General features: G+C 64.9%; 26 protein-coding genes and 1 tRNA gene. 15 read left to right on the forward strand and 12 right to left on the reverse strand.

The features are described 5' to 3' along the window. Positions 1–114: 114 nt before the first annotated feature. The 4 genes from QCE69_RS03205 to trxB all read right to left on the reverse strand — a co-directional run bounded on the left by QCE69_RS03205 (position 115) and on the right by trxB (position 3,562). Positions 115–768: a protein-L-isoaspartate O-methyltransferase gene (locus QCE69_RS03205; RefSeq protein ID WP_309807553.1), complete on the reverse strand. Its 654-nt coding sequence runs from the start codon at positions 766–768 to the stop codon at positions 115–117. A gap of 137 nt (positions 769–905) precedes the next feature. Then, on the reverse strand, positions 906–1,526 hold the full coding sequence (locus QCE69_RS03210; protein ID WP_309914409.1) for a trimeric intracellular cation channel family protein: 621 nt from the start codon (positions 1,524–1,526) through the stop codon (positions 906–908). Continuing rightward, entirely contained in the window at positions 1,516–2,352 is an 837-nt protein-coding gene (locus QCE69_RS03215; protein ID WP_309929446.1) for a Smr/MutS family protein, read from the reverse strand. Before QCE69_RS03215 ends, QCE69_RS03210 begins: the two co-directional genes overlap by 11 nt. Before the next feature lie 214 nt (positions 2,353–2,566). Next, positions 2,567–3,562, reverse strand: a complete 996-nt coding sequence (gene trxB / locus QCE69_RS03220) for a thioredoxin-disulfide reductase (protein ID WP_309914414.1) — start codon at positions 3,560–3,562, stop codon at positions 2,567–2,569. Positions 3,563–3,982: 420 nt separating this feature from the next. Between trxB and QCE69_RS03225 the strand changes: the two genes are divergently transcribed. Together QCE69_RS03225 and lolA are read left to right on the forward strand one after the other, a co-directional pair. Beyond that, a complete protein-coding gene (locus QCE69_RS03225) occupies positions 3,983–6,298 on the forward strand; it encodes a DNA translocase FtsK 4TM domain-containing protein (protein WP_309914417.1) in 2,316 nt (771 codons plus the stop codon). 32 nt (positions 6,299–6,330) lie between these two features. Further along, positions 6,331–7,011, forward strand: coding sequence for an outer membrane lipoprotein chaperone LolA (gene lolA, locus QCE69_RS03230; RefSeq protein ID WP_309914419.1), 681 nt, complete (start codon positions 6,331–6,333; stop codon positions 7,009–7,011). Between the two features lie 54 nt (positions 7,012–7,065). On the opposite strand, the gene QCE69_RS03235 is transcribed toward lolA, so the two are convergent. Both QCE69_RS03235 and QCE69_RS03240 read right to left on the reverse strand, forming a co-directional pair. Further along, the gene (locus QCE69_RS03235) at positions 7,066–7,536 is read right to left on the reverse strand and encodes a hypothetical protein (protein WP_309929449.1); all 471 of its coding nucleotides are present in this window, start codon (positions 7,534–7,536) and stop codon (positions 7,066–7,068) included. A gap of 236 nt (positions 7,537–7,772) precedes the next feature. Next, complete coding sequence (locus QCE69_RS03240; protein WP_309929451.1) at positions 7,773–8,675, reverse strand: LysR family transcriptional regulator; 903 nt, start codon at positions 8,673–8,675, stop codon at positions 7,773–7,775. Positions 8,676–8,789: 114 nt separating this feature from the next. Here QCE69_RS03240 and speB point away from each other — a divergent pair, with 114 nt between their 5' ends. After that, entirely contained in the window at positions 8,790–9,806 is a 1,017-nt protein-coding gene (speB, locus tag QCE69_RS03245) for an agmatinase (protein ID WP_309929453.1), read from the forward strand. Between the two features lie 21 nt (positions 9,807–9,827). On the opposite strand, the gene cytX is transcribed toward speB, so the two are convergent. Further along, positions 9,828–11,156 (reverse strand): putative hydroxymethylpyrimidine transporter CytX, encoded by a 1,329-nt coding sequence (cytX, locus tag QCE69_RS03250; RefSeq protein WP_309914430.1) that lies wholly within the window; start codon positions 11,154–11,156, stop codon positions 9,828–9,830. 179 nt (positions 11,157–11,335) lie between these two features. On the opposite strand from cytX, the gene QCE69_RS03255 reads away from it, so the two are divergent. From QCE69_RS03255 to QCE69_RS03270, 4 genes are all read left to right on the forward strand, one after another. After that, positions 11,336–12,652 (forward strand): replication-associated recombination protein A, encoded by a 1,317-nt coding sequence (locus QCE69_RS03255; RefSeq protein ID WP_309929456.1) that lies wholly within the window; start codon positions 11,336–11,338, stop codon positions 12,650–12,652. 78 nt (positions 12,653–12,730) lie between these two features. Beyond that, positions 12,731–14,029, forward strand: coding sequence for a serine--tRNA ligase (gene serS, locus QCE69_RS03260; protein WP_309929458.1), 1,299 nt, complete (start codon positions 12,731–12,733; stop codon positions 14,027–14,029). Between the two features lie 124 nt (positions 14,030–14,153). Next, a tRNA-Ser gene (locus QCE69_RS03265) sits at positions 14,154–14,244 on the forward strand. Between the two features lie 230 nt (positions 14,245–14,474). Continuing rightward, positions 14,475–15,452, forward strand: coding sequence for an Abi family protein (locus QCE69_RS03270; RefSeq protein WP_309929460.1), 978 nt, complete (start codon positions 14,475–14,477; stop codon positions 15,450–15,452). 10 nt (positions 15,453–15,462) lie between these two features. Here QCE69_RS03270 and QCE69_RS03275 read toward each other — a convergent pair whose 3' ends face one another. Then, positions 15,463–15,816, reverse strand: a complete 354-nt coding sequence (locus tag QCE69_RS03275; RefSeq protein WP_409021161.1) for a hypothetical protein — start codon at positions 15,814–15,816, stop codon at positions 15,463–15,465. A gap of 206 nt (positions 15,817–16,022) precedes the next feature. Between QCE69_RS03275 and map the strand changes: the two genes are divergently transcribed. The 6 genes from map to QCE69_RS03305 all read left to right on the forward strand — a co-directional run bounded on the left by map (position 16,023) and on the right by QCE69_RS03305 (position 20,206). Beyond that, complete coding sequence (gene map / locus QCE69_RS03280) at positions 16,023–16,805, forward strand: type I methionyl aminopeptidase (RefSeq protein ID WP_309914444.1); 783 nt, start codon at positions 16,023–16,025, stop codon at positions 16,803–16,805. A gap of 178 nt (positions 16,806–16,983) precedes the next feature. Next, positions 16,984–17,508 carry a GNAT family N-acetyltransferase gene (locus QCE69_RS03285; RefSeq protein WP_309914448.1) on the forward strand — a complete coding sequence of 175 codons (525 nt, stop codon included), beginning with the start codon at positions 16,984–16,986 and terminating at the stop codon, positions 17,506–17,508. Between the two features lie 141 nt (positions 17,509–17,649). After that, on the forward strand, positions 17,650–18,417 hold the full coding sequence (gene minC, locus QCE69_RS03290; protein ID WP_309831050.1) for a septum site-determining protein MinC: 768 nt from the start codon (positions 17,650–17,652) through the stop codon (positions 18,415–18,417). A gap of 87 nt (positions 18,418–18,504) precedes the next feature. Next, positions 18,505–19,320 (forward strand): septum site-determining protein MinD, encoded by an 816-nt coding sequence (gene minD, locus QCE69_RS03295; RefSeq protein WP_309914450.1) that lies wholly within the window; start codon positions 18,505–18,507, stop codon positions 19,318–19,320. A 9-nt stretch (positions 19,321–19,329) separates the two neighbouring features. Next, positions 19,330–19,584 (forward strand): cell division topological specificity factor MinE, encoded by a 255-nt coding sequence (gene minE / locus QCE69_RS03300; RefSeq protein ID WP_035926261.1) that lies wholly within the window; start codon positions 19,330–19,332, stop codon positions 19,582–19,584. A gap of 316 nt (positions 19,585–19,900) precedes the next feature. Continuing rightward, on the forward strand, positions 19,901–20,206 hold the full coding sequence (locus QCE69_RS03305) for a hypothetical protein (protein WP_309929463.1): 306 nt from the start codon (positions 19,901–19,903) through the stop codon (positions 20,204–20,206). Between the two features lie 314 nt (positions 20,207–20,520). Here the strand turns inward: QCE69_RS03305 and QCE69_RS03310 are convergent, their stop codons facing one another. Further along, positions 20,521–20,700, reverse strand: coding sequence for a hypothetical protein (locus QCE69_RS03310; protein ID WP_309914456.1), 180 nt, complete (start codon positions 20,698–20,700; stop codon positions 20,521–20,523). A gap of 285 nt (positions 20,701–20,985) precedes the next feature. Between QCE69_RS03310 and opgC the strand changes: the two genes are divergently transcribed. Next, on the forward strand, positions 20,986–22,182 hold the full coding sequence (gene opgC / locus QCE69_RS03315) for an OpgC domain-containing protein (protein WP_309929464.1): 1,197 nt from the start codon (positions 20,986–20,988) through the stop codon (positions 22,180–22,182). A gap of 26 nt (positions 22,183–22,208) precedes the next feature. Here the strand turns inward: opgC and QCE69_RS03320 are convergent, their stop codons facing one another. Beyond that, positions 22,209–23,513, reverse strand: a complete 1,305-nt coding sequence (locus QCE69_RS03320; RefSeq protein WP_309929465.1) for an MFS transporter — start codon at positions 23,511–23,513, stop codon at positions 22,209–22,211. A gap of 317 nt (positions 23,514–23,830) precedes the next feature. Then, positions 23,831–24,319, reverse strand: coding sequence for a TonB family protein (locus QCE69_RS03325; RefSeq protein WP_309914463.1), 489 nt, complete (start codon positions 24,317–24,319; stop codon positions 23,831–23,833). 130 nt (positions 24,320–24,449) lie between these two features. Here QCE69_RS03325 and QCE69_RS03330 point away from each other — a divergent pair, with 130 nt between their 5' ends. After that, positions 24,450–24,608: a hypothetical protein gene (locus QCE69_RS03330; protein ID WP_309929468.1), complete on the forward strand. Its 159-nt coding sequence runs from the start codon at positions 24,450–24,452 to the stop codon at positions 24,606–24,608. Between the two features lie 33 nt (positions 24,609–24,641). On the opposite strand, the gene QCE69_RS03335 is transcribed toward QCE69_RS03330, so the two are convergent. After that, positions 24,642–24,965: a hypothetical protein gene (locus QCE69_RS03335; RefSeq protein WP_309929469.1), complete on the reverse strand. Its 324-nt coding sequence runs from the start codon at positions 24,963–24,965 to the stop codon at positions 24,642–24,644. Between the last annotated feature and the right edge of the window lie 139 nt (positions 24,966–25,104).

Here is a 25,104-nt window from a genome sequence, read left to right on the forward strand (position 1 = left end):
CCGCGCCATGTTGGGGGGGGGTGATATTTTGCTTGTACATATTCGAAAGACGACAGCAAGCACAGCGCGCACGGGGAGCGTGCCGCCGTGACTTCACGGCGGCACGAAGCGCAATCAGAAGCGGAACAGCGACGGATGCACCGCGTTCTTGAGCGGCGCGACCAGCGTTTCGAACACGTCCGAGACGCGGAACTGCTTTTCATCGACGCGGGTGACGATCTGCGCCTTCATGACCGGCGCCACGCCGACGAACGCCGCAATGCGCCCGCCAATCTTCAACTGTTCGAGGAATTCCTGCGGCATGACCGGCAGGCCGCCGGACACGCAGATCACGTCGTAGGGCGCGCCGTCGGTCCAGCCGCGCGCGCCGTCGCCGGTGATCACTTCGGCGTTCGTCACGCCGTTCGCCGCGAGGTTCTGGCGCGCGAGGTCGGCCAGCTCCGGCGAAATCTCGACGCTCGTCACGCTGCGTCCGCGATGCGCGAGCAGGGCGGCCATGTAGCCGGAACCCGTGCCGATTTCCAGCACCGTCTCGCCCTTGTGAACCGCGAGTTCCTGCAGAATGCGCGCCTCGACGCGCGGCGCCAGCATGCGTTCGCCGCCGGGCAGCGGCACTTCGAGGTCTGCGAAGGCAATGTTGCGGTACGCGGCGGGAACGAAGTTCTCACGCTTGACGATCGAAAGCAGATTGAGGACGTCCTGGTCCAGCACTTCCCACGGACGAATCTGTTGCTCGATCATGTTGAAACGCGCTTGCTCGATGTTCATGTTCTGTGTGCGTAGTGGCGACCTAGGGCGGATACGCGCCGTGGCCGCGCTGTGGCCGGATAAGGGGCGGGAAACGAAGCGATTGTAGCAAAACGAGGGGTTTTCCCGCCTGCTTCGCGGTACGTGCCCCAAGGCGTCTAGTGCGGCAGCCGGATGTCGAGCTTGAAGGTGACGAGGCGCGCGAGCAGGATGAACGCCGTCGAGAGCAGCACGTTGTAGATCGTGTCGACGTCGAGCCGCTCCAGTCCGAGATAGATCCAGCAGCCCGCGAACGCGCACACCGCATAGGGACGCGAATCGCGCAGGATCAGCGGGACTTCGTTGCACAGCACGTCGCGCATGACGCCGCCGAACACGCCGGTGACGACGCCCATCATCGTCGCCGTGAAGGCGGGCATTTGCGCGTCCAGCGCGACGGACGTGCCCGACACGCTGAAGAGACCGAGGCCGATCGCGTCGGTCACCAGCAGCGCGCGCTGGTCGAACAGGCGCGAGGTCACGCGCAGGAACAGCGGCGCGAAGATCGCCATCGCGAAGATGAAGAGCACGTAGTCCTGATGCTCGACCCAGTAGAACGGCCGGCGCGACAGCAATACGTCGCGGACCGTGCCGCCGCCGAACGCCGTGACGAGCGCGACGAGAAACGCGCCGACCGCGTCCAGCCGGCGCTTGCGCGCCTCGATGAGCCCGGAGAAGGCGTAGGCGAAGATCGCGAGCGCCTCCATGATGCTGATGGCGAGCGTCAGTCTAGGATGCACGTTCGGACCCCTGCCTCGACTTGTCTTCGCCGCCGCGATCCTGCGGATGATGGTGCTGGCGCGACGTACCGCCCGGCTGCAGCAGCACGAGCACGGCGCCCGCGCCGCCGTCGTGCGGACGCGCCTGGCAGAACGCGATCACCTCCGACTTCTGCACCAGCCACGCGCGCACCTTGCCTTTCAGCACCGGTTCGCGGCCAATCGAGCCGAGTCCCTTGCCGTGGATCACGCGCAGGCAGCGCAGCCCGCGCTTCACGGATTCGCGGATGAACTCCGCCAGCGCCTCGCGCGCTTCTTCGCGCCGCATGCCGTGCAGGTCGAGTTGCGCCTGCACGATCCACGCGCCGCGCCGCAGTTTGCGCACCACTTCCTGACTGATGCCCGGGCGGCTGAAGGACAGCGTGTCGTCGATATCGAGCAGGCTTTCGGGATCGTATTCGTCCGACAGCGCCTCCTGCAGCACCGCTTCTTCGTCGCGACGGCTCTGCAGCGGCAGCGGCGGGGGCGGCACACGGGTCAGCGTCGTGCGGGGCGGGGTCTTCAGCGGTTCGACGGCGCCGATCGAGTCGATGGCGCGGCGGAATTCATCGGCATCCGCGACGCTCTCGCGCTCGGCGCGCGCTGCCGCGACGCGCTGGATCTCGCGCTGCTCGGCGTCGGCCTTGAGCGCGCGCTTGAGCGTCGACAGGCCCGCGAGTCCGTCGCGCCTTACCGCGGCGGCGACGTCGGCGGGCCTGGCCGGCTCGCGCGCTGGCGGTTCGGCCGATGGCGGCGCAGGCTTGCGCCGGGCTTTCGGTTCGTTTGGATGGGGGTGATTCTTCGGCATCGTTCGGCCAGTTGGAAACGTCTGGAAACTGAGTCGAGGATGGGGTGCGCGGGCGAATGCCGGAAAGCAAGCCGCCCGCCGCGCGCCTGCCGCAAAGAAAACGGGCCGGCGGCGTGAACCGTGGCCCGTTCTGCAAGCTTCCAAAGCGATGCACGAAGCGCACCGTGCGGGCTGATCACATTCTAGCGGCTCGCCGCGCGCGCGGTCCGGCGGATCAGCGATCCGCTTCGTGGCTCATCGAATGCGGCGTGGCCGTTTCATGGATGCTTTCGAGGTAGCGCTGCGCATCGAGCGCGGCCATGCAGCCCGTGCCCGCGCTGGTGATGGCCTGGCGATACACGTGATCCTGCACGTCGCCCGCCGCGAACACGCCGGGAAGGCTCGTGGAGGTGGCGTCGCCGGTCGTGCCGCCCTTCGTGATGATGTAGCCGTTCTTCATCTCGAGCTGGTTGATGAAGAGATCGGTGTTGGGCTTGTGGCCGATCGCGACGAACACGCCCTGCAGCGCGATGTCGGTCGTCTCGCCGGTCTGCGTGTGCTTGACGCGCAGACCCGTGACGCCGGACTGGTCGCCGGTGACTTCGTCGAGCACGTGGTTCCACTTGATCTCGACCACGCCTTCCTTTTCCTTCGCGAGCAGGCGGTCGATCAGGATCGGCTCGGCGCGGAACTTGTCGCGGCGATGAATCACCGTCACCTTCTTCGCGATGCCCGCCAGATACAGCGCTTCCTCGACCGCCGTGTTGCCGCCGCCGATGACCGCGACTTCACCGTTGCGATAGAAGAAACCATCGCAGGTGGCGCAGGCGGACACGCCCTTGCCCATGAACGCTTCCTCCGACGGCATGCCGAGATACTGCGCCGACGCGCCGGTCGCGATGATCAGCGAATCGCAGGTGTATTCGCCCGAGTCGCCGATGAGGCGCATCGGCTTTTCATTGAGCTTGGCGGTGTGGATGTGATCGAACACGATGTCCGTGTTGAAGGCGCGCGCGTGTTCTTCGAGACGCTGCATCAGTTCCGGGCCCTGCACGCCCGAGGGGTCGCCCGGCCAGTTTTCGACATCCGTGGTGGTCATCAGCTGGCCGCCCTGGGCGAGGCCGGTGATGAGCAGCGGCGACAGATTCGCGCGCGCCGCATAGACCGCGGCGGAGTAGCCGGCGGGGCCGGAACCGAGGATCAGCACTTTGGCGTGTTTGGGCGAAGACATGATAGTGGTCCGTTTTTGATGGTCGGCTCGAAAGCGCGCCGGATGAGCTTGCGGCAGCGTGGCCAGCGCGGCTGGGCGCTGGTTGCCATGCGCGAACCGCAGCAATATCGACACCCGCCGCGCGGCTCGTGGCCGCGTGGAGGCGCCGGAGCGCTTCCGATGAACCGTATTTGAGTGCAAAACGGGGATTATAAAGGTGCCTCGAAAAGCCTTCCGAGTGAACCTTTCAATTGCGCCGATAGGCGCGGCGCGCGAGGTTTGCGCCCATGACGCCCGCGTGACGAGTGTTACAGGTTGCAAGCGCCGGGGCGTTTTTACGCCGTTCCCCGCAATGCAGCGTTTACAATAGGCCACCGTTCCAGGCGGTCCCGGCGCACCGGCCGGCGAGGCCGCAAGCAGGCGACACCAAGCATCGAATCAATGGCCAAAGCACCTTATTCCGCGAGCCCGCAGGCACTGCCGCACCGCATGTCGCGGCTCTTCACCGAGATTCGCTGGATCCTCCAGGTCGCGCTCGGACTGTTCCTCGTGATGGCGCTGCTCTCGTACAGCCGCAGGGACCCGAGCTGGACCCACGCCGTCAGCGTCGAACGCATCGCGAACTGGGCGGGCCGCGTCGGCGCTTATACGTCGGACATCCTGCTGCTCGTGTTCGGGCTGTCCTCTTACTGGCTGATCGTGCTGCTCGCGCGGCGCATCATCGCGAACTATCGCCGTATCACGCAACCGCCGGTCGTCGATGAAGACGCGCCGAAGGACCGCACCTGGCTCGCCGAAGCCTTCGCCTTCGTGCTCGTGCTGCTTGCCTCCGACGGCATCGAGGCCTTGCGCATGTGGTCGCTCAAGGTGCAGCTGCCGCGCGCGCCCGGCGGCGTGATCGGCGACATGGTCGCGCGCCATGTGTCGCACGCGCTGGGCTTCACCGGCGCCACGCTGTTCCTGCTGATCGCGCTCGCCATCGGGCTGTCGCTGTATTTCCGCTTCTCGTGGCTCTCGGTGTGCGAGAAGGTCGGCGACGGCATTCTCAACGCGATCACCGGCGCGCAACTGCGCCGTGAGGCCGGCCGCGACCGCAAGCTCGGCGAGGCCGCGGCGGTCAAGCGCGAGGGCAAGGTCGTGCGTTCGCGCGAGAAGAACGAAGATCACGAACCGGTGATGATCGTGCCCGCCGTGCCCACGCCGGCGCGCTCGGAGCGCGCGGAAAAAGAAAAGCAGGTGCCGCTCTTCAAGGACCTGCCGGGCGACTCCACGCTGCCGCCGCTGGCGCTGCTCGACCCGCCGCCGAAGACCCAGGAAACCATCGCCGCCGATACCCTCGAATACACCTCGCGTCTCATCGAGAAGAAGCTGAAGGACTTCGGTGTGGAAGTGAGCGTGGTCGCGGCGTATCCGGGTCCGGTCGTCACGCGCTATGAAATCGAGCCCGCAACGGGCGTGAAGGGCAGCCAGATCGTCGGTCTCGCGAAGGATCTGGCGCGCTCGCTGTCGCTGGTGTCGATCCGCGTCGTCGAAACCATTCCGGGCAAGAACTACATGGCGCTCGAGCTGCCGAACCAGCGCCGTCAGACCGTCAAGCTCTCCGAGATCCTCGGCTCCGAAGTCTATGCGAACGGCGCGTCGCCGCTGACCATGGGTCTCGGCAAGGACATCGGCGGCAATCCGGTCTGCGCCGATCTCGCCAAGATGCCGCACTTGCTGGTCGCGGGTACGACGGGCTCGGGCAAGTCGGTCGGCATCAACGCGATGATCCTCTCGCTGCTTTACAAGGCGAGCGCGGATCAGGTGCGGCTGATCCTGATCGACCCGAAGATGCTCGAAATGAGCGTCTACGAAGGCATTCCGCATCTGCTGTGTCCGGTCGTCACCGACATGCGCCAGGCCGGTCACGCGCTCAACTGGGCGGTCGCCGAAATGGAGCGCCGCTACAAGCTGATGAGCAAGATGGGCGTGCGCAATCTCGCGAGCTTCAACAGCAAGATCGACGACGCGAAGAAGCGCGACGAAAAGATTCCGAATCCGTTCAGCCTGACGCCGGATGAACCGGAACCGCTCACGCGCTTGCCGAACATCGTGGTCGTGATCGACGAACTCGCCGACCTGATGATGGTGGTCGGCAAGAAGGTCGAGGAACTGATCGCGCGTATCGCGCAGAAGGCGCGCGCGGCGGGCATCCACCTGATTCTCGCGACGCAGCGGCCTTCGGTGGACGTAATCACCGGCCTCATCAAGGCCAATGTGCCGACGCGGATGGCGTTCCAGGTTTCGTCGAAGATCGACTCGCGCACGATCCTGGACCAGCAGGGCGCGGAGTCGCTGCTCGGCATGGGCGACATGCTCTATCTGCCGCCGGGCTCGGGCCTGCCGGTGCGCGTGCACGGCGCGTTCGTGTCGGACGAGGAAGTGCATCGCGTGGTGGACAAGCTGAAGGAGCAGGGCGAGCCGAATTACATCGAAGGCCTGCTCGAAGGCGGGCTTGCCGGCGAGGGCGACGAAGGCTCGGCCGGCGCCAACGGAACCGGCGGCGCGGACGGCGAGTCCGATCCGTTGTACGACCAGGCGGTCGAGGTCGTCATCAAGAATCGCCGCGCATCCATTTCACTGGTGCAGCGGCACTTGCGCATCGGCTACAACCGCGCGGCGCGGCTGCTGGAGCAGATGGAGAATTCGGGGCTGGTGTCGGCGATGTCGTCGAACGGCAACCGCGAGATCCTGACGCCGGCGCGCGACGCCGAATGACGCGCGGCGCGAATCAAAGGGAGAACATCACGATGCAACACCATACGGGGAGCCGGACGCTCAAGGTCCTGAGCGCCGCATTGTTTTCAGCGTCGATGCTGCTGGCGTCGCACGCCTTCGCGAGCGGCACCGAACAGCTGAAGGCGTTCGTGTCGCAGGTCAAGGCCGCGCGCGGCGACTTCACGCAACAGGAAATCAAGGCGCCGGGCAAGGCCAACAACGGCGCTACGTCCACGCCCGTGCCGACCAAGGGCACGACATCGAGCGGCACGTTCATGTTCGCGCGGCCGGGCAAGTTCATCTGGTCGTATCAGAAGCCGTATGCGCAGGTCCTGCAGGCGGATGGCGACAAGCTCTACGTGTATGACAAGGATCTGAACCAGGTCACCGTGCGCACGCTTGGCGGCGCGCTGGGTGCGAGCCCGGCGGCCATCCTGTTCGGCAGCAACGACCTGGACAAGAACTTCAACTTGCGCGATGCGGGCGAGAAGGGCGGCATCGACTGGCTCGAACTCACGCCGAAAGCGAAGGACACGCAGTTCGAGACGGTCGGCATCGGCTTCAAGGACGGCAACCTGCAAGCGATGGAACTGCACGACGTGTTCGGCAATGTCACGCTGCTCACGTTCTCGAACATCCAGAAGAACCCGCCCATCAAGAGCGATGCGTTCAAGTTCACCGTGCCGAAGGGCGCGGACGTGATCAACGGCTGATCATCGGCTGATCTACGCAGCCCGGCGCCCGCCGGGCCGTGCCTTCATCGCGGCTCAGTTGTAGCTCGTCGTCAGCAGGACGCGGGTCACGGACGCGGGCGTCTCGTCGAGCGCGCGCATCGACAGCGTGCCGCCGAGTTTGCCTACGTGGTAAGTGCCGCCTGCATCGGACGGCGTGGTGTTGCCCCGGCTGTCGGTGAAGCGGGTCGCGAGCAAACGCGCGCCGGATGCCGGGCTGTGTCCGATCACCGACATCGACACGCCAGCGCTCGGCGCATCGCTTGGCTCGGCGGAGAACATCACGTGCGCGGTGCGCCCGCTCGTCTGGTCGATCCGCATCGGGGAGGCGGTCGCAGAGGCATTCCCCGATCCAACCGATACGCCGAATGGCGAGTCCACGATCGATCCCGTGAAGTAGATGACGCCGCCGTTCGTGCCTGCGCTCGCCATCGCGCAGTAACTCATCGCGCTGGCCAGAACGAGTTGTCCGGCCCGTCGTGCCCTACCCAGCTTTGCGTCGATCATGGTTCCCTCGTCCTAAGAGAAGGTGCTGCCCGTCCGCGATGGTCAGTCAGCGCTGCAACCGAGCACGCTTCCGGTCCTTCGGACCCGTTGTCGCGCTCAATTTTGAGATGTCCATGAATTGATATTAGGAGAAGTCGTATTGCCTGATCAATAAGATTCCGGTATTAGATTTGTAGAAAATTGTCATGCTTGTGGATGGGCCAATAACGGCTGAAAACGCCTGCCTAAAAGCAATCTCAGCCGTGCGCAGCCTGCATGTCTTCGATGAACGCTTCGACGATCTCGCGTTTCGCACCGCCCGCACGCCGCGCACGCGTGACCATCTGGAACGCGACGCGATAGCGCATCGCTTTTGGATTCAGCGGCGCGAGCAGTCCTTCCTTCACATACGGCGCGGCGAAATGCTCGGGCAGATAGCCGAGATGCTGTCCCGAGAGCACGAGCATCGCGACGGCCTCCATGTTGTCGGCGACCGCGCCGACGAGTCGCGGCGCAAGCGTCCCGGCCTCCGGCAGCGGATAGCTGCGCCATGCCCAGTCGTGCTCATTGGCCTCGCTCATGCGCACACGTCCCGCACGTGCGTACAGCGGATGCCCGCGGCCGCAATAGGCGAGCTGTTCCTCGGCAAAGATCTCGACGTAATCGAGCGACGGCACGCGATGCCAGAAATAGCCGATCGCCATCTGGATGCGTCCTGCGAGCAGCATTTCCTCGAGTTCGCCCGGCGAGCGCACGAGCACCGCGAAGCGCACGGATTCGTCGCGCTGGCGAAAGCGCGCGATGGCTTCGCTGACGCGTGCGTTCGCGCTGACCGGTGTATTGCCGATCATCCCGAGCGTGAGCGTGCCGACCAGCGTCTTGCCGACGTTGCGGGCGGTGGAGTCGAAGGTGTCGATGGCCGCGAGCAGCGTGCGGCACGCCTCGACGAACTGTTCGCCGCGCGAAGTCAGCGCGAAGCCGCCGCGGCCGCGTTCGCACAGGCGATAGCCGAGCCGGGTTTCGAGCGTCGCGAGCTGCGTGCTGATGGTGGATTGCCCGACGTTGAGCGTGGCCTGCGCCGACGACACGCCGCCCGCGTCGGCGATGGCGAGAAACACGCGGATCAGCCGGAGATCCAGGTCGGACAAGTGAGTGAACATGCGCGCCGCCGATACATCGATAAAAATCGATGTGAAGTTGTTTTTGTCGTCATTTTAACGCCGGAGGAAAGCGGCTATGAATGGCAGCATACCCATCCTGATTCATCCGACGCCATGAATACTTCCGCGCTGTTTGCCCCCGCAGAACACTTCGATTCCCACTTTCTCGACGCCCGCGCCGAACGTCCGCAGCCACTTTCCGGCAACCAGATGCCGCGCTGCGGCGGCATCACGACGATGATGCGTCTGCCGCATGTCCCGTCCGCCGCCGGGCTGGATGCGTGCTTTGTCGGCGTGCCGTTCGATCTCGGCACGTCCAATCGCACCGGCGCGCGCTTCGGCCCCCGTCAGGTGCGCAGCGAATCCGTGCTGCTGCGCCCGTACAACATGGCGACGCGCGCCGCGCCGTTCGATTCGCTGCGCGTCGCGGATATCGGCGACGTCGCGATCAATCCGTACAACCTGCTCGATTCCATCGACCGCGTCGAGCGTGCGTATCGCGAGATCCTGCAGCACGACTGCACGCCGCTCACGCTCGGCGGCGATCACACCATCGCGTTGCCGATCCTGCGCGCGATCCACGCGAAGCACGGGAAGGTCGGGCTGATTCACATCGACGCCCACGCGGACGTCAACGACACCATGTTCGGCGAGAAGATCGCGCACGGCACGCCGTTTCGCCGCGCGGTGGAGGAGGGCTTGCTGGACTGCTCGCGCGTCGTGCAGATCGGCCTGCGCGGCACCGGCTACGAGGCCGGCGATTTCGACTGGTGCCGCGAGCAGGGCTTTCGCGTCGTGCAGACCGAGGAATGCTGGAACAAGTCGCTCGCGCCGCTGATGGACGAAGTGCGCGCGCAGATGGGCGACGGTCCCGTCTACATCACGTTCGATATCGATGGCATCGATCCGGCCTTCGCGCCCGGCACGGGCACGCCGGAAATCGCCGGCCTGACGGTGCCGCAGGCGCTGGAGATCGTGCGTGGCGCGCGCGGGCTGAACATCGTCGGCGCGGATCTGGTGGAAGTCGCGCCGCCCTACGATCCGTTCGGCACCACGGCGCTGCTCGGCGCCAATCTCGCCTTCGAACTGCTGTGCGTGCTGCCGGGCGTCGAATATCGCGCGGCGCGTTGAGCGACCGGCTTGCTCGCGGCCTTACGCGTACGCGCGCCGCCGTCCCGCCACGAGCAGCAGATAGCACACCGCGCCGAGCGCGAGCGCGGGCAACGTCGCGCCGAGGTTCGGCAGCCACTGGTTGATCGCGTGATAGGCGGCAATGCCGACGCCCCACGCAATGAACGCGCTCACATGCCAGCCGCCGGAATAGCCATAGCGGCCGGTGGGATCGGCGAGCACGGCGGTGTCGATGCGGCGTTTGCGCACGATGAAGTGATCCGCCAGCACCACGCCGAAGAGCGGCGCGAACACCGAACCGATCAGCAGCAGGAAGTTCTGGTACTTGCCCATCTCGACCACCAGCGCGACCAGCGTACACAGCGCCCCGAACGCGCACGACAGCAGCGGCACGCTGGCGCGCGCCCACAACGTGCCGGTTGAAACGGCGGCGGAGTGGATGTCGGCGAAGGCGTTGTCGGTTTCATCGATCAGGATCAGGAACAGCGCGAGACCGCCGCCCGCCTGCGCGAACGCGGTGGTCAGCAGCGCATCGCCGCCGCCGGCCGCGAGACCGTAGATCGCGCCGAGCGCGTAGAACCAGAGATTCGCGATGCCGTAGCCGAGCAGCGTGCCGCGGAACGTGCCGCCCGCGCTGCGGCCGAAGCGCGTGTAGTCGGCGATCAGCGGCAGCCACGACAGCGGCATCGCGACGACGAGGTCGATGCCCGCGCCGAACGCCATCTCGCCGGTGCCGGGCCGCGCCATCAGCGCGGCGAGATCGTGCTTCGCGAGCAGGTTCCAGGTCAGCCAGCCTGCGCCGCCGAGCAGCAGCCAGATGCCCCAGGTGCGCAGGAAGCGCCGCACGAAGGACAGCGGGCCGCTCACCGCGAGCAGCGTGGCGAGCACGCCGAAGATCAGCGTCCAGACGATCGGCATCGAGAAGTGGAAGGATTGCTTCGCGAGGGCATCGGCGGAATCGCGCATCACGATGATCTCGAACGAGCCCCATCCGACCAGCTGGACCGCGTTGAGCACCGCCGGCACGGAGGCGCCGCGCACGCCGAGCGTCGGCCGCAGCGAGGACATGGCGGCGAGCCCGGTGTCCGTGCCGATCACGCCCGCGAGCGCCAGCAGCACGACGCCGACCACCGTGCCGATGCCGATCGCCGCGAGCGCATGCGGCAGCGACAGTCCCGGCACCAGCAGCGCGCCCGCCTGCGCGACCAGCAGGCCGATGCCGAGCGAGAACCACAGCGCGAAGGCGTCGCTCGTCGCGAAGGCGCGCCGTTCGGGTGGCACGGGGGTGAGCGGCGCGTAGGTGGAAGTTTCGCCGTGCGCCGCAGCGTTCGTGGTGTGCTCTTGCCCCATCGGATTGCGTCCTCATATGGTCGATGCGTTGTCCGAGACGGTCACGCGCAGGCGGGTCCGATGCCCTCGCGGCCCGGCTGTCATAATGACCCGTTCCGCCGCCGGCCGGCGCCTCTCTCGGGAAGCGCGAGATTATCGCCGCGATCCACCCAACCGCGTCAACCTGCATCGCACAGCACATGTTCGAAGAAAACCGTGGCACCGTTCCGCTCGCGGAGCGTCTGCGCCCCCGCACCATCGACGACGTGATCGGCCAGAAACACCTGCTTGGCCCGAGCAAACCGCTGCGCGTCGCGTTCGAATCGGGCGAAGCGCATTCGATGATCCTGTGGGGCCCGCCCGGCGTCGGCAAGACCACGCTCGCGCGCCTCATGGCCGACGCGTTCCACGCGCAGTTCATCTCGCTTTCGGCGGTGCTGTCCGGTGTCAAGGATATCCGCGAGGCGGTGGAGACGGCGCAGATTCATCGCGCGAACGGGCATCAGACGCTCGTGTTCGTGGATGAAGTGCATCGCTTCAACAAGAGCCAGCAGGACGCCTTCCTGCCGCACGTGGAGTCCGGCCTGTTCGTGTTCGTCGGCGCGACGACCGAGAATCCGTCGTTCGAGGTGAACAGCGCGCTCTTGTCGCGCGCGGCCGTCTACGTGCTGAAGAGCCTCGACGCCGACGAACTGAAGGAATTGCTCGAGCGCGCGAGCCGGGAACTGGGCGGCCTCACGTTCACGGACGAGGCCCGCGATGCGCTGGTCGGTTCGGCCGACGGCGACGGCCGCAAGCTGCTGAACAATCTCGAGATCGTCGCGCGCGCGGCGGCGCAGCAGAAGCAGGGCGAAGTCGACGGCGCCTTGCTCGGCAGCGCGCTCGCCGAGAACCTGCGCCGTTTCGACAAGGGCGGCGATGCGTTCTACGACCAGATCAGCGCGCTGCACAAGTCGGTGCGCGGCAGCAATCCGGACGGCGCGCTGTACTGGTTCTGCCGCATGCTCGACGGCGGCGCGGACCCGCGCTATCTGGCGCGGCGCATCGTGCGGATGGCGTGGGAGGACATCGGACTTGCCGATCCGCGGGGTGCGCGCATCGCGCTCGACGCCGCCGAGACCTACGAGCGCCTCGGCACGCCGGAAGGCGAACTGGCGCTCGCACAGGCGTTGATCTATCTGGCGGTCGCGCCGAAATCGAATGCCGGCTACAACGCGTACAACGAGGCGCGCCGCTTCGTCGGCCGCGATCAGTCGCGCGGCGTGCCGGTGCATCTGCGCAATGCGCCGACCAAGCTGATGAAGGAACTCGGCTACGGCCACGAATATCGCTACGCGCACGACGAACCCGACGCCTACGCCGCCGGCGAGACCTATCTGCCCGACGGCATGCGCGAGCCTTCGTGGTATCAGCCGACGCCGCGTGGGCTCGAAGGCAAGATCGGCGAGAAGCTCGCGCGCCTTAGCGATCTCGACGACGCGTGGCGGCGCGAACACCGCGACGACAAGAAGCGCTGAGGGCTGATGCCTGTCCGGCCGGCGCTGGCCGTGCGCTAGAATCGACGTTTCACGAATACTCAACCAGCAGCCCCCGCCATGCTCGATATCCAAACCCTCCGCAAAGACCTGGACGGCGTCGCGAAGCGCCTCGCCGACCGGGGCTTCACGCTCGACGTCGCCGCGTTTGCCGCGCTCGAAGCCGAGCGCCGCGAGATCCAGACGCGCACCGAAGAACTGCAGGCGCGCCGCAACAGCCTCTCGAAGCAGATCGGCGCGATGAAGGGCCGCGGCGAGGACACCTCGGCGGTGATGGCGGAAGTGGGCGGGATCGGCGACACCATGAAGGAGTCGGCGGCGAAGCTGGACGACGTGCAGAAGCGCCTGTCGGACCTGATGCTCACCGTGCCGAACCTGGCGCACGAGAGCGTGCCGGTGGGCCGCGACGAGACCCAGAACGTCGAGGTGCGGCGCTGGGGCACGCCCCGCGCGTTCGACTTCGAGATCAAGGACCATGTGGATGTCGGCGCGCCGCTCGGCCTCGACTTCGAAACCGGCGCGAAGCTGTCGGGCGCGCGGTTCACGCTGTTGCGCGGACAGATTGCGCGGCTGCATCGCGCGCTCGCGCAGTTCATGATCGACACGCACACGGAGCAGCACGGCTATACCGAGGCGTACACGCCGTACATCGTGAATCCGGAGATTCTCTACGGCACGGGCCAGTTGCCGAAGTTCGCGGACGACATGTTCCGCGTGGAGAAGGGCGGCGAGGAGAACACGGTCACGCAGTACCTCATTTCGACGTCCGAGATCTCGCTGACCAACACCGTGCGCGAGAGCATTCTCGACGCAGCCGCGCTGCCCGTGAAGCTCACCGCGCATTCGCCGTGTTTTCGGTCCGAAGCGGGCTCGTACGGGCGTGACACGCGCGGCCTGATCCGGCAGCATCAGTTCGACAAGGTGGAGATGGTGCAGGTCGTGGCGCCCGAGCATTCGTACGCCGCGCTCGACGAGATGGTCGGCCAGGCCGAAGCCATCCTGCAGAAGCTGGAATTGCCGTATCGACTGATCACGCTGTGCACGGGCGACATGGGTTTTTCAGCGGCGAAGACCTTCGACCTCGAAGTCTGGCTGCCGGCGCAGAACACGTATCGCGAGATTTCGAGCTGCTCGAACACCGAGGCTTTCCAGGCGCGCCGCATGCAGGCGCGCTTCCGCAATGCCCAGGGCAAGCCGGAGTTCGTGCACACGCTGAACGGCTCGGGACTGGCGGTGGGCCGCACGCTCGTCGCGGTGCTGGAGAACTTCCAGAACGCGGATGGCTCGGTGACGATTCCCGCCGTGTTGCGGCCTTATATGCGTGGTCAGGAGCGCATCGAAGCCGCCGTGGGCGCATGACACTGGCCTCGCGCTTATTTTGCTGAAGGTTGGCAAAAGGGGCTTGGCAAGGTTCCGAGAGTTCGATATAGTTTCGTTCTTCGCCGAGCAACGACCGGCTTGACGAAGGCCCGAGAGGGTAGACGGAGAGGTGGCAGAGTGGTCGAATGTACCTGACTCGAAATCAGGCGTACGGTTTTCCCGTACCGTGGGTTCGAATCCCACCCTCTCCGCCAAGAACATCGAAAGCATCAAACAGAAAGGCCGCCCATCGGGCGGCCTTTCGTCATTCTGGCGTATGCAAGGCAATGCCGCCTATGTGGCGAACATCTCGATTTGATTTTCCTTGTTGACGGCTTCCATCAGTCATTTGGAATCACTCTCCAATATGTCCCTCACCTCTGAGCCCGATCGAAAGATTGGTGTCCCATGTGGGGGATTTCCATTTGAGGAGACCGATCCTTGCATGACGGCAACCGACAAGCCGGAATTCTCTCCGTTAAAACTGTACCGCCCTTACGCAGACCAACTGGACCTCCTGAAATCGCGAAACTTGGCTGTTGGTGACGATGCTGCGGCTTTAGCAACGCTGCAAGGAATCGGCTATTACCGTCTGGTTGGCTACGGGTTCCCGCTTCGCGTCCCGACTCCTGGCAGCGATGTCCGCCGTAGCGATGATTCTCTCGACGGAGCGTCGTTCGAATTGGCCGAGGCACTCTACGAGTTCGACAGGAAATTGAGATTGCTCGTCCTCGACGCCATCGAGAGAGTCGCGGTCGCGGTGCGCGTCGATATCGCGCATTTGCTTGGGCGGCGGCATCGTCGCGCCCACGAACCAACAGCTCAGTTGGACGCGAATTTCTGCCAGAAACGACAGGGCCCAAGGAGGCTCACGCGACATCAAGAGTGGCTGGAAAAATACAAAGAGGCACTGAGAAAAAGTCGCAAGGAAGATTTCGTCGCTCATCATGAGCAGAAATACGGCGCAGCGCTTCCGATCCGGGTCGCCACAGAGATTTGGGACTTCGGCTTACTGTCGAAATTTTTCGCCGGGATGAAGTGCGGCGATCAGAACAAGATCGCGAGCCGATATGGAATCAGCGGACAGCATCTGGCGTCATGGCTACGCACGATCGACTTCGTGCGAAACGTCGCTGCGCATCATTCACGGCTGTGGAATCGCAACCACCCCGAACCACCGAAACTTCCCGACACTCAACCGCATCAATACCTGCACCATTTGGCGAGAGATGAATTTGCACGGCGGCGGACGTACGGCACGCTGTGCATCCTCGAAACCATGTTGCGAGTCATTCGGCCGGAAAGCGGATGGTCTGGCGCAGTGAAAGCGCATTGCCTTACTTTCCCGCAGTCGGAGCTCGTGAACATTCGCGCCGCAGGTTTCCCGCCGGGCTGGGAAAGTGAGCGAATATGGATCGCCTAGCCCGTCGCACTCAAGTCGTACACCGCGCAATATCAAACCGCAGCTCCGGCTCCGGCACACCGCCATCGTCGCTGGATGACTGCTGCACCTTCACCTCCGACCCATACACCGAAGGCGTCAAGGTCACGAGCCACGCCTTCGACCCGACCATCAGCTCGGTCGAACCCTGCGCGCGCCTGGTCTGCGCGGACGGAATCATGCGTTGCAGGCAGCTGGAAATATCCGACGCGGGCCGCGCCGATGAAACATGGATCACGGGCTTCGACGCGCGCAACTCGGGACCGCTCGTCGAACTGCAGGCGGCGAGGGCAGCGGCGCTCGCGGCCATGGCAAACAAATGGGCAAATCGAGGCAAGGTAGTCACGCTCCGGCAAGTCTGAACCGGGGCCACTAAAACACAAACCCGCGTGCATCACAAGCGTGCATGTCCGCAACCGCGTCCTGACCCCTCCGGCCAAGGACCGGCGGCGCCGGAATGCTATCATCGGCCCCATTGTCCTCGTGCGCCGTCCGCCTGAAATCCGGTCGAAGGCCGCGCACGCAGGCCGCTGAACCCATCTGCATCGCCCCATGGCCATCACGCTCAAGACTCCCGCAGACATCGACAAGTTGCGCATTTCCGGCCGCCTGGCCGCCGAAGTTCTCGCGATGATCGGCGAACACGTCCGTCCCGGCGTCACCACCGACGAACTCGACGCCCTCTGCAACCGCTTTATCGTCGACGAACTGAAAGCCATTCCCGCCAACGTCGGCTACATGGGCTTTCCGAAAACCGTCTGCACCTCGGTGAATCACGTCGTCTGCCACGGCATTCCCGGGCCGAAGGAGCTGAAGGACGGCGACATCATCAACATCGATGTCGCGATCATCAAGGACGGCTACTACGGCGACACGAGCCGCATGTACTTTGCCGGCACGCCGAACGCGGAGGCGCGCCGCCTCACTGAAACCACGTACGAGGCGATGGTGGCCGGCATCCGCGAAGTGCGCCCGGGCGCGACGCTCGGCGACATCGGCGCGGCAATTCAGGGCGTCGCGCACCGGGAAGGCTTTTCCGTGGTGCGCGAATACTGCGGCCATGGCATCGGCCGCGTGTATCACGAAGATCCGCAAGTGCTGCACTACGGTCAGCGCGGCGCCGGACTGCGCCTCAAGCCGGGCCTCGTGTTCACGATCGAGCCGATGATCAACGCAGGCCGCGCCGCCACGCAGCAGTCGCGCGACGGCTGGACCGTGACGACCAAGGACCGCTCGCTGTCTGCGCAATGGGAACACATGGTGGCCGTGACCGAGGACGGTTTCGAGTTGCTCACGCCCTGGCCGGACGGCACCGGCGCGTACGCGGCGCCCTGAATGAGCGAAGCGACCATGAGCACGGCTACGCATTGCCATGTGCGCTGTAAAGCACTTTCCCGGATTTAGGAATTGACGGGTCCGCCCGATCGGTTGAAGCTACGCCCATGGCTGAACATGCCGGACCGGCCGCACGAGCCGCACGCATGGAGCCTGAAGTCAGAGAGAAATTGCCCGCATGAGTCCCTCATTGACCGTCAGCCGCATCGCCGCGCAACAAGGTCCGGTCCTGCGCGAACTTCGCACGGCATCGCTGCGCGAGGCGCCTTACGCATTCGGCGAGACGCTTGAAGATGCGCTGCTGCTCGAACCCGCCCAATTCGACGATACCGCCGCGCTGCACGCCAGCGCCGACAAGCTCGCAACTTTCCTGCTGTACACCGAAGGCCATCCCTGCGGGCTCGTGCATGCGTACATCGAGGACGCACCGGGCGGGCGCGCCTTCGTGAACGCGCTGTGGGTCGCGCCGGCGGTGCGTCATCTGCGCGGCGGCGAACTGCTCGTGAACGTCGCATCGCAATGGCTCGCGGAGCAGGGCGCGGCCGACGTGCACGCGTGGATCGCCGATGAGAACCGCACCGCGATGCGCTTCTACGAACGTCTGGGCTTCGGCCCGACCGGCGATCGTCGCGCCATGCCCTTGCATGAGCAGGAAGCCGAATCCCTCTTTGTGCATCGGCTGCATTCCGGGCAGCCTGTCTAAGCGCGCATCGCGGTCACGTCGAGCGTGCGCGCGGCACGCATCTCTCGTCGCACTTCGCGTTTCCGATAGCTGAATTCGAGCCAAAAATTATGGCCGTGTGCGACAACGCCTGTAAAATACGCAAAATTTTTGGCCGTTCCTATGTCGCTCAACAAAACGCCCTATTTCGAACTGCGCAGCGGCTCCGTCGACACGCTTCTCTTCGTCGTCAAGACTCCCGACCTCGATGCCTTGCGCACCGAACTCACGCGGCGTTTCGAAGCGACTCCCGAATTCTTCGCAGGCGATGTCGTCGCCATCGACGTTCGACGTCTCGCTGAAGGCGAGCGCATCTCCCTCGCGGAACTCGAGAAGCTGCTTGCCGGCGTGCGCATGCGTCCCATCGGCGTGGTCGCGCTGCCCGCGCAGACGTGGGCCATCCAGTGGGCCAACGAAGGCGGCCTGCCGATCCTCGAAGCACGCGATCGCCGGGGCGCGCCGAAGCCTTCCGTCGACGAAGCCAAGCCCAACACCGAGGCCGCCGCCGTGATCGAGGCGGCCGTCGCCAACACGCCGCCGCCCGCGACGCTGCCGCAGCCGGCGACCATCATCGACCGGCCGTTGCGCTCGGGCCAGCAGGTCTACGCGAAGGGCGACCTGATCGTGCTCGGGCTCGTGTCCTACGGGGCCGAGGTCATCGCGGAAGGAAACATCCATATCTATGCGCCGTTGCGGGGCCGCGCGCTCGCGGGCGTGCACGGCAACCTCGACGCGCGGATCTTCTGCACCTGTCTCGAACCGGAACTGATCTCCATCGCGGGAATCTACCGGACCACCGAGAACCCGCTGCCGGCCGACGTGCTGAGCAAGCCGGTGCAGATCTGGCTGAACGAAGAAAAACTGATGATCGAACCGCTGCGGCTGACCTGACGAGTCGCCTCCACCCGCGCGCCACCGATGCCCAGCGCGCGCTCCAGGCAACGCGAGCGGACCTATTGACGAACACAAGGTACTTGTATGGCAAAAATCATTGTGGTGACTTCGGGAAAGGGCGGCGTCGGCAAGACGACCACCAGCGCGAGCTTCGCATCGGCGCTCGCCTTGCGCGGCCACAAGACGGCCGTGATCGACTTCGACGTCGGTCTGCGCAATCTCGACCTCATCATGGGTTGCGAACGCCGCGTGGTGTACGACCTGATCAACGTCATCCAGGGCGAAGCCAATCTGAACCAGGCGCTCATCAAGGACAAGAAGTGCGAGAACCTGTTCATCCTGCCGGCTTCGCAGACCCGCGACAAGGACGCGCTCACGCTCGAAGGCGTCGAGAAGGTGATCGACGAGCTGGTCAAGATGGACTTCGAATACATCATCTGCGATTCGCCGGCGGGCATCGAATCCGGCGCGCTGATGGCCATGCACTTCGCCGATGAAGCGCTCATCGTGACGAATCCGGAAGTCTCGTCGGTGCGCGACTCGGACCGCATCCTCGGCATTCTCTCGTCGAAGACCAAGCGCGCGATGGAAGGCAAGGAGCCGATCAAGGAACACCTGCTCATCACGCGCTACAACCCGAAGCGCGTCTCCGAAGGCGAGATGCTGTCGCTGAGCGACATCCAGGAGATCTTGCGCATCGATCTGATCGGCGTGATTCCGGAGTCGGAAGCGGTGCTGCACGCATCGAACCAGGGCTTGCCCGCCGTGCATCTCGACGGCACGGATGTCGCCGAATCGTACAAGGACGTGGTGTCGCGCTTTCTCGGCGAGCAGAAGCCGCTGCGCTTCACCGATTATCAAAAGCCCGGCCTGCTGCAACGCATCTTCGGCACCAAGTAAGGGGACGCAATGTCGATTCTTTCGTTTTTGCTGGGCGAGAAGAAAAAGTCCGCTTCGGTCGCGAAGGAACGCTTGCAGTTGATCATTGCGCACGAGCGCGCAGGTGGCAAAGCCGCCGCCGATTACCTGCCGGCGTTGCAACGGGAACTCGTTGCGGTGATTTCGAAGTACGTGAAGATTTCCAACGACGACATTCGGGTCAGCCTCGAACGTCAGGACGATCTCGAAGTGCTGGAAGTGAAGATCGAAATTCCGCAGGCGTGACGTCGTGCGGCGCGTCTGCGTGCCGCACCGTTTGCTTTACAGGAAGAGCCGGAATCGCGAGATTCCGGCTCTTTTCGTTTGTGGCGCTATCGTTTGCGTGATTCTCTTGTCGTTCTTCGAGGTGGCGCGAGCAGGCGCATCGACAGTCGCTGACACTTGTCCACACATCGTTTCGAATTCGGGCCTCTGGCACGCCTGCGCCTGTCATCGCATCGGCCGGTCTACACATTGAACTGTTTCGCGGAGGTTCCTGCGCCGCGAGCTTTGCCCGCGCGCCCTGCGCGCGCGTTCGATGTTTTTCGACAAGAGGTCGTTCATGAAAGTGTCCCTTCGCCGCCTGCTCGTTCAGATCGCGATCATCGCCGCCGGCGCCGTCACGCTGTCCGGGGCGTACGCCGCCGCGGTGATCATCGCGCCGAGCGCGCCGCCCGCGCCGCGCTACGAGCGCATTCCGCCGCCGCGTGCGGGCTTCATCTGGGAAGCCGGACACTGGGTCTGGCAGGGCCGTTACGTCTGGGCCGCCGGACGATGGGTCGAAGTGCGCGCGGGCCGGCGCTGGATCGCGGGCGTGTGGTCGCCGTATCGCGGGCAGTATCGCTATGTGCCGGGACACTGGATCTGAGTCGGGTCATTCCGCGATGCCGGGCACGCTCCGAGCGTGGGAAATCCTGAACCGACGAAGCGGGCCAGGCATGTTCGCTGCGAGTGAGCGAAGCATTGCTTGAACTACGGCATGCGCAGGGCGGAAAAAAGAACAGGCGCGAGGCTTTCGCCTGGCGCCCTTGAACGTTCCCGCGTTAGCAGGAACGGAGAGGAGAAGGGAGTCGTTCGAGCAACCCGAAAAGAACCGGTCGCCTGAACGCCATTGCCCGATGTGACAGCCTCCTGGCAACAGAGTTCAAACGGTTTGAAATTTCTTGCGAGCGGACGAGCAGGTCAGGCGGTGAGCACCTCGAACGCGACGACCGCGAGAATGGCGCCGACATTCGCAATGACTGCTTCGACGACCACGCCGCGCCAGGTTGCAGGCCGGAACTTCACGGCGAGCAGCAGGGCGCTCAGCAGCGCGATGGCGATCATTGCAACCAGATGCGAGCCTTGAAGATGAAAACGCATGGTGGCCTCCCGATTGAAGCGCGAATGAAGAATCCGCGATTGACGCTGCCGAACCGTTTTGGTTTTGTCGAGCTTGTTTCGATGCCGCTTCGAGTATAAGCACAGCAAAAATGACTGAATAGCGGGCCAAAAAGTCATTTCGCCGCCAGCTTGCCGACTGACATCGGGTGTTACTTTAAATACCGGTCGATAAAGGGAATTTTCTCTCGGGAGTCAGTACAAACCCCGTATGCGCGCGCGACGTTCCTGTCGCCGTGGAACCGCAGCCCGTGGAGCATTCACCAGATGACTTCCCCGACAACACGTTCTCTCGAAGTCGATTTCTTTCGAGGAATCGTGCTGCTGATTATCGCGGTAGACCATATAACGGGAAGTGTGCTGTCGCGCTTCACGCTGCATCAATATGCCTTTTGCGATTCCGCCGAAGTGTTCGTCTTCCTGGGCGGTTACGCGTCGGCGGCGGCTTATACGGCGCTTGCGACTCGCCGTAGCATCAAGGCCGCGCGCCGGCGTTTTTTCCGCCGCAGCTGGGAAATCTATCGCGCTTATCTGTTCACGGCCTTCCTGATGCTGATCGGCGGCGGCCTGATGATGGCGCTGAAGATCGACACGCCGATGCTCCAGTACACCGAATGGCCCAATTTCCTCGCGCGGCCACTGGGTCTGATCGGCGAAATCGTGACGCTCAGGCAGCAGCCGTATTTGTCGGCGGTATTGCCGATGTACGCCGTCTTCGCCCTCGCCGTGCCCGTGATCGTGCCGCTCGCGCAGAAGAAGCCGGTGGTCGCGATCTTCGCAAGCCTGCTGGTCTGGCTCGCGGCCGCGCCGCTCGCACGCGCGCTGCCCGGCACCTATGCGGAAGCGTGGTCGTTCAATCCCTTCGCGTGGCAGCTGATGTTCGTGACCGGCATGCTCGCGCGCGTCCAGCCGATCAGCGAAGGATTCCATGCGAGCCGCATCGCGCGCGGGCTGACCGCCGTGGCGATTGCGGTCGCGCTGGTCTTCGCGTTCTACAAGCTGTTCTTCGAAATGCAGCCGCCGCCGGGATTCATGAAACAGAATCTTGCGACCCTGCGCATCGTGAGCTTCGCCGCCATCGCGTGGATCGTCGCGCGCGCGGTGTATGCCGGTTGGATCGGACGGCTCGCGCGCAGGCTGCCGGGCATCGTGACGATCGGGCAGCAAGGGCTCGTGTGCTTCATCGCGGGGGCGTGCGTGTCGCTCGTGCTGGATTCGGCGCTGCGGGCCATGGGCGTGCTCGGACTCGGACGCTATCCGTCGCACTGGATCCTGGGATTGATCGCGGATGGCATCGCTATCGTCACGCTGCTGGCGCTCGCGCGTTTCTGGGCCGATCGCAAGGCGGCGAAGGCCGCGCGCGACAAGGAGGTCAGGCAGGCGCAGCGGCCGGCGCCGCCGCGCGTCGCGCTCGTCAACGGCCGGCCGGCGCCCGCGCAGGCAGGCAACCGGCACGACCGCTGAGCGGCGCCAAGTTTATTCGAGCGTGCTCATTCCAACGTGATATCGCGGGTCTCGCGCATGCACAGCACGGCGATGAGGCTGACCGCCGCCGCCGCCGATACATATCCACCCACCCACGTCAGGCCGCCCCGGTTCGCGAGCAATTGCGCGATATAAGGCGCCACCGACGCCCCCAGAATCCCGCCCAGGTTGTACGCGACGCCCGCGCCGGTGTAGCGCACGTTGGTCGGGAACAGCTCGGGCAACAGCGCGCCCATCGGCGCGAAGGTCACGCCCATCAGGAACAGTTCGATCGTCAGGAACAGCGCCACCTGGATCGTGTTGCCGCTGCCGAGCAGCGGCGCCATCGTGAAGCCCGACAGGATCGCGAGCAGGCAGCCGACTGCCAGCACCGGCTTGCGTCCGAAGCGGTCGCTGGCGATTGCGGAAATGGGCGTGGCGAGCGCCATGAACAGCACCGCGAAGCACAGCAGGCCGAGGAAGGTCTCGCGCGCGAAATGCAGCTTGCCGACGCCGAACGACAGCGAAAACACCGTCGAGATGTAGAACAGCGTGTAGCAGACGACCATCGCGAACGCGCCGAGCAGCGTGGGCATGAGGTGACTGCCGAGCAGCGTCGCGACCGGCACCTTGACGCGCTCCTCGCGCTCGACGGCCGCGCGGAACGCAGGCGTCTCCGCGATTTTCAGGCGCACGTACAGGCCGAGCGCGACCAGCACCGCGCTGACGATGAACGGGACGCGCCAGCCCCAGCTGCGGAACTGTTCGTCGGTGAGTGACAGCGCCAGACCGAAAAACAGGCCGTTGGAGGCGAGGAAGCCGATCGACGGCCCGAGCTGCGGGAACATCCCGAACAGCCCGCGCTTGCCTTTGGGCGCGTACTCGGTGGCCAGCAGCGCCGCGCCGCCCCATTCCCCGCCGAGACCGATGCCCTGGCCGAAGCGCAGCACGCACAGCAGGATCGGCGCGAGGCTGCCGATGGAATCGTAGCCGGGGACGAAACCGATCAGCGTCGTGGAGACGCCCATGACCAGCAGCGAGGCGACGAGGGTCGACTTGCGGCCGATGCGGTCGCCGAAATGTCCGAACAGGAACGAGCCGATCGGCCGCGCGACGAACGCGATGCCGAAGGTGACGAACGCCGACAGTGCCTGCGCGGCGGGCGAGTCGTGCGGAAAGAACACGGGTCCGATGACGAGCGCGGCGGCGGTCGCATAGACATAGAAATCGTAGAACTCGATCGCGGTGCCGATGAAGCTCGCGAAAATCACGCGGGAAGCGCTTTGGGATCCGTCGCCGGGCTTGGCGGCGGAGAGCGAGGGTGAGGACATGCTGTCTCCGTTGTCTTGGCGTTGATGCGTGTTGCGTTGATTCGTGCTGCGTCGGGGCGTGGCGCCGTCGACTGTCGCCGTCGACTGTCGCGTCAGCTTCTTGTAGGGATGGTCATGCGATGACAGCGGTGACGCTGGGAGCCAGCGCCGGGCGGCATGCGCGAGTACCGCGCGTGGTCGCGGCGCAGATGGGCTGCGCCTGAGGCGCTTCGCAGGGCGCGCGGGGTGGGCGCGGGGCGAAGGCCACGCCGGAAGCAGGTCCGGCCGGGGTGCGAAAAATTATAACGAGCGTGCGTGGCGACCGCCACCGGTCGATGCTAGTCGATGGTCGTCGCCTGCGGCGAGTGCGAGGTTTGCAGCTGGAACTGGCCGTTGTCGTTGAACATCCAGCCTTCGAACAACTCCAACTGGCCATTGCCGTTCAGCAGCCGCGCCGGCGGTGCGGGCAACGGCGCCGCGCGACGCAGCGAGGCGAGCGCGGTGGCTTCGGCTTCGTCGTCGCCGTTGGTGCGGTACACGGACGAATCGACCAGCCGGCCGCCGCGATCCACCGTGAACGCGACGAGCACGAAGGAACGCAGCATCGCTTGCGGCGTGCCCTTGAGCACCAGCGACGGATTGCGCTCGAAGATGCGTTGCGCGATGCGCTGCTTGTAGTCGTCGAGGGTCGAGCCTTGCGCCGCGGGCGGCGCGGTTGTGCGCGCCGCGACGACACCGGGCGGCGGCGTGAAGGTGCATGAAGTCAGCGCGAGCACGGCGCATGCGCCGAGCAGGGCGGCTACGGCCGAACGGAGAGAGGCGGACATGGGAGGGCGCCGTGGAAGACTCTGCTTCCATGGTAGTGCCTGCGGGCCGGATGGGCGACGTCGACACGATCGTGCGGGCGCGCGACTTGCTGCCTTGGCTTTCACAAGGAAAGCTTCCAAGGAGCCGATCATGAACGCAGACAGTCAAGCGCCGGACAATGCCCAGCCGGCCGAGCATAGCGACAACGAAAAGAGCAAGCTGCCGGAGCGGAGCGACGAGAACCGCAAGCAAGGACCGAATGACCGGCCGGGCAAGGAATCGGGTGAGGGCGAGACGCCGGTGGGCTAAAGTACGGCGCCTTCAGCGGACAGCGGGCGTGAGTCAGTCGACGTAGGGTTTGACCAGTTCGGCGCAGCGCAGCGGCGCTGATGCTCTTACCGCGCCCGTTTCCGCCGCGCGGGTTTCGACGCAGCGGAACACGCTGTTGGTCTTCTGCAGGATGTAGGTGTCTTCAGGCAGACCGGTGCTGCGGGCGGCCACGCTCGTCACCGAGACGATGCCGTAGCCGTTCTGGATGAGATCGAAGAAGGTGGTTTCCGAATGCCGCCATTGCGCATTCGGGTTGGGCTGGGCTTGCGCCTGCATCGGCAGGCTTGCAGCCAGCAACGCCCCGAAGAGAAAGGGCAGGATGCGGTTTGATTTCATAAGCGTCTCCGCGTAGTGATCGATGTGGGCGGTTAGATGGGCCTATGGCCTGTCTGTTCACTGCGATTGTCACGCATGACCGACAAAGCCCTGCTGATTCCTGATTTCCTTCGCATAGCGACATGCACGCGTTGGCGTG

The organism is Caballeronia sp. LZ032, assembly GCF_031451315.1.
Taxonomy (GTDB): domain Bacteria; phylum Pseudomonadota; class Gammaproteobacteria; order Burkholderiales; family Burkholderiaceae; genus Caballeronia.

Coding starts and splice junctions, on each gene's coding strand:
- QCE69_RS03205 (WP_309807553.1), bottom strand. CDS start 768: ATGAACATCGAGCAAGCGCGTTTCAACATGATCGAGCAACAGATTCGT.
- QCE69_RS03215 (WP_309929446.1), bottom strand. CDS start 2,352: ATGCCGAAGAATCACCCCCATCCAAACGAACCGAAAGCCCGGCGCAAG.
- trxB (WP_309914414.1), bottom strand. CDS start 3,562: ATGTCTTCGCCCAAACACGCCAAAGTGCTGATCCTCGGTTCCGGCCCC.
- QCE69_RS03225 (WP_309914417.1), top strand. CDS start 3,983: ATGGCCAAAGCACCTTATTCCGCGAGCCCGCAGGCACTGCCGCACCGC.
- lolA (WP_309914419.1), top strand. CDS start 6,331: ATGCAACACCATACGGGGAGCCGGACGCTCAAGGTCCTGAGCGCCGCA.
- QCE69_RS03235 (WP_309929449.1), bottom strand. CDS start 7,536: ATGATCGACGCAAAGCTGGGTAGGGCACGACGGGCCGGACAACTCGTT.
- QCE69_RS03240 (WP_309929451.1), bottom strand. CDS start 8,675: ATGTTCACTCACTTGTCCGACCTGGATCTCCGGCTGATCCGCGTGTTT.
- speB (WP_309929453.1), top strand. CDS start 8,790: ATGAATACTTCCGCGCTGTTTGCCCCCGCAGAACACTTCGATTCCCAC.
- cytX (WP_309914430.1), bottom strand. CDS start 11,156: ATGGGGCAAGAGCACACCACGAACGCTGCGGCGCACGGCGAAACTTCC.
- QCE69_RS03255 (WP_309929456.1), top strand. CDS start 11,336: ATGTTCGAAGAAAACCGTGGCACCGTTCCGCTCGCGGAGCGTCTGCGC.
- serS (WP_309929458.1), top strand. CDS start 12,731: ATGCTCGATATCCAAACCCTCCGCAAAGACCTGGACGGCGTCGCGAAG.
- QCE69_RS03270 (WP_309929460.1), top strand. CDS start 14,475: ATGACGGCAACCGACAAGCCGGAATTCTCTCCGTTAAAACTGTACCGC.
- map (WP_309914444.1), top strand. CDS start 16,023: ATGGCCATCACGCTCAAGACTCCCGCAGACATCGACAAGTTGCGCATT.
- QCE69_RS03285 (WP_309914448.1), top strand. CDS start 16,984: ATGAGTCCCTCATTGACCGTCAGCCGCATCGCCGCGCAACAAGGTCCG.
- minC (WP_309831050.1), top strand. CDS start 17,650: ATGTCGCTCAACAAAACGCCCTATTTCGAACTGCGCAGCGGCTCCGTC.
- minD (WP_309914450.1), top strand. CDS start 18,505: ATGGCAAAAATCATTGTGGTGACTTCGGGAAAGGGCGGCGTCGGCAAG.
- minE (WP_035926261.1), top strand. CDS start 19,330: ATGTCGATTCTTTCGTTTTTGCTGGGCGAGAAGAAAAAGTCCGCTTCG.
- QCE69_RS03305 (WP_309929463.1), top strand. CDS start 19,901: ATGAAAGTGTCCCTTCGCCGCCTGCTCGTTCAGATCGCGATCATCGCC.
- QCE69_RS03310 (WP_309914456.1), bottom strand. CDS start 20,700: ATGCGTTTTCATCTTCAAGGCTCGCATCTGGTTGCAATGATCGCCATC.
- opgC (WP_309929464.1), top strand. CDS start 20,986: ATGACTTCCCCGACAACACGTTCTCTCGAAGTCGATTTCTTTCGAGGA.
- QCE69_RS03320 (WP_309929465.1), bottom strand. CDS start 23,513: ATGTCCTCACCCTCGCTCTCCGCCGCCAAGCCCGGCGACGGATCCCAA.
- QCE69_RS03325 (WP_309914463.1), bottom strand. CDS start 24,319: ATGTCCGCCTCTCTCCGTTCGGCCGTAGCCGCCCTGCTCGGCGCATGC.
- QCE69_RS03330 (WP_309929468.1), top strand. CDS start 24,450: ATGAACGCAGACAGTCAAGCGCCGGACAATGCCCAGCCGGCCGAGCAT.
- QCE69_RS03335 (WP_309929469.1), bottom strand. CDS start 24,965: ATGAAATCAAACCGCATCCTGCCCTTTCTCTTCGGGGCGTTGCTGGCT.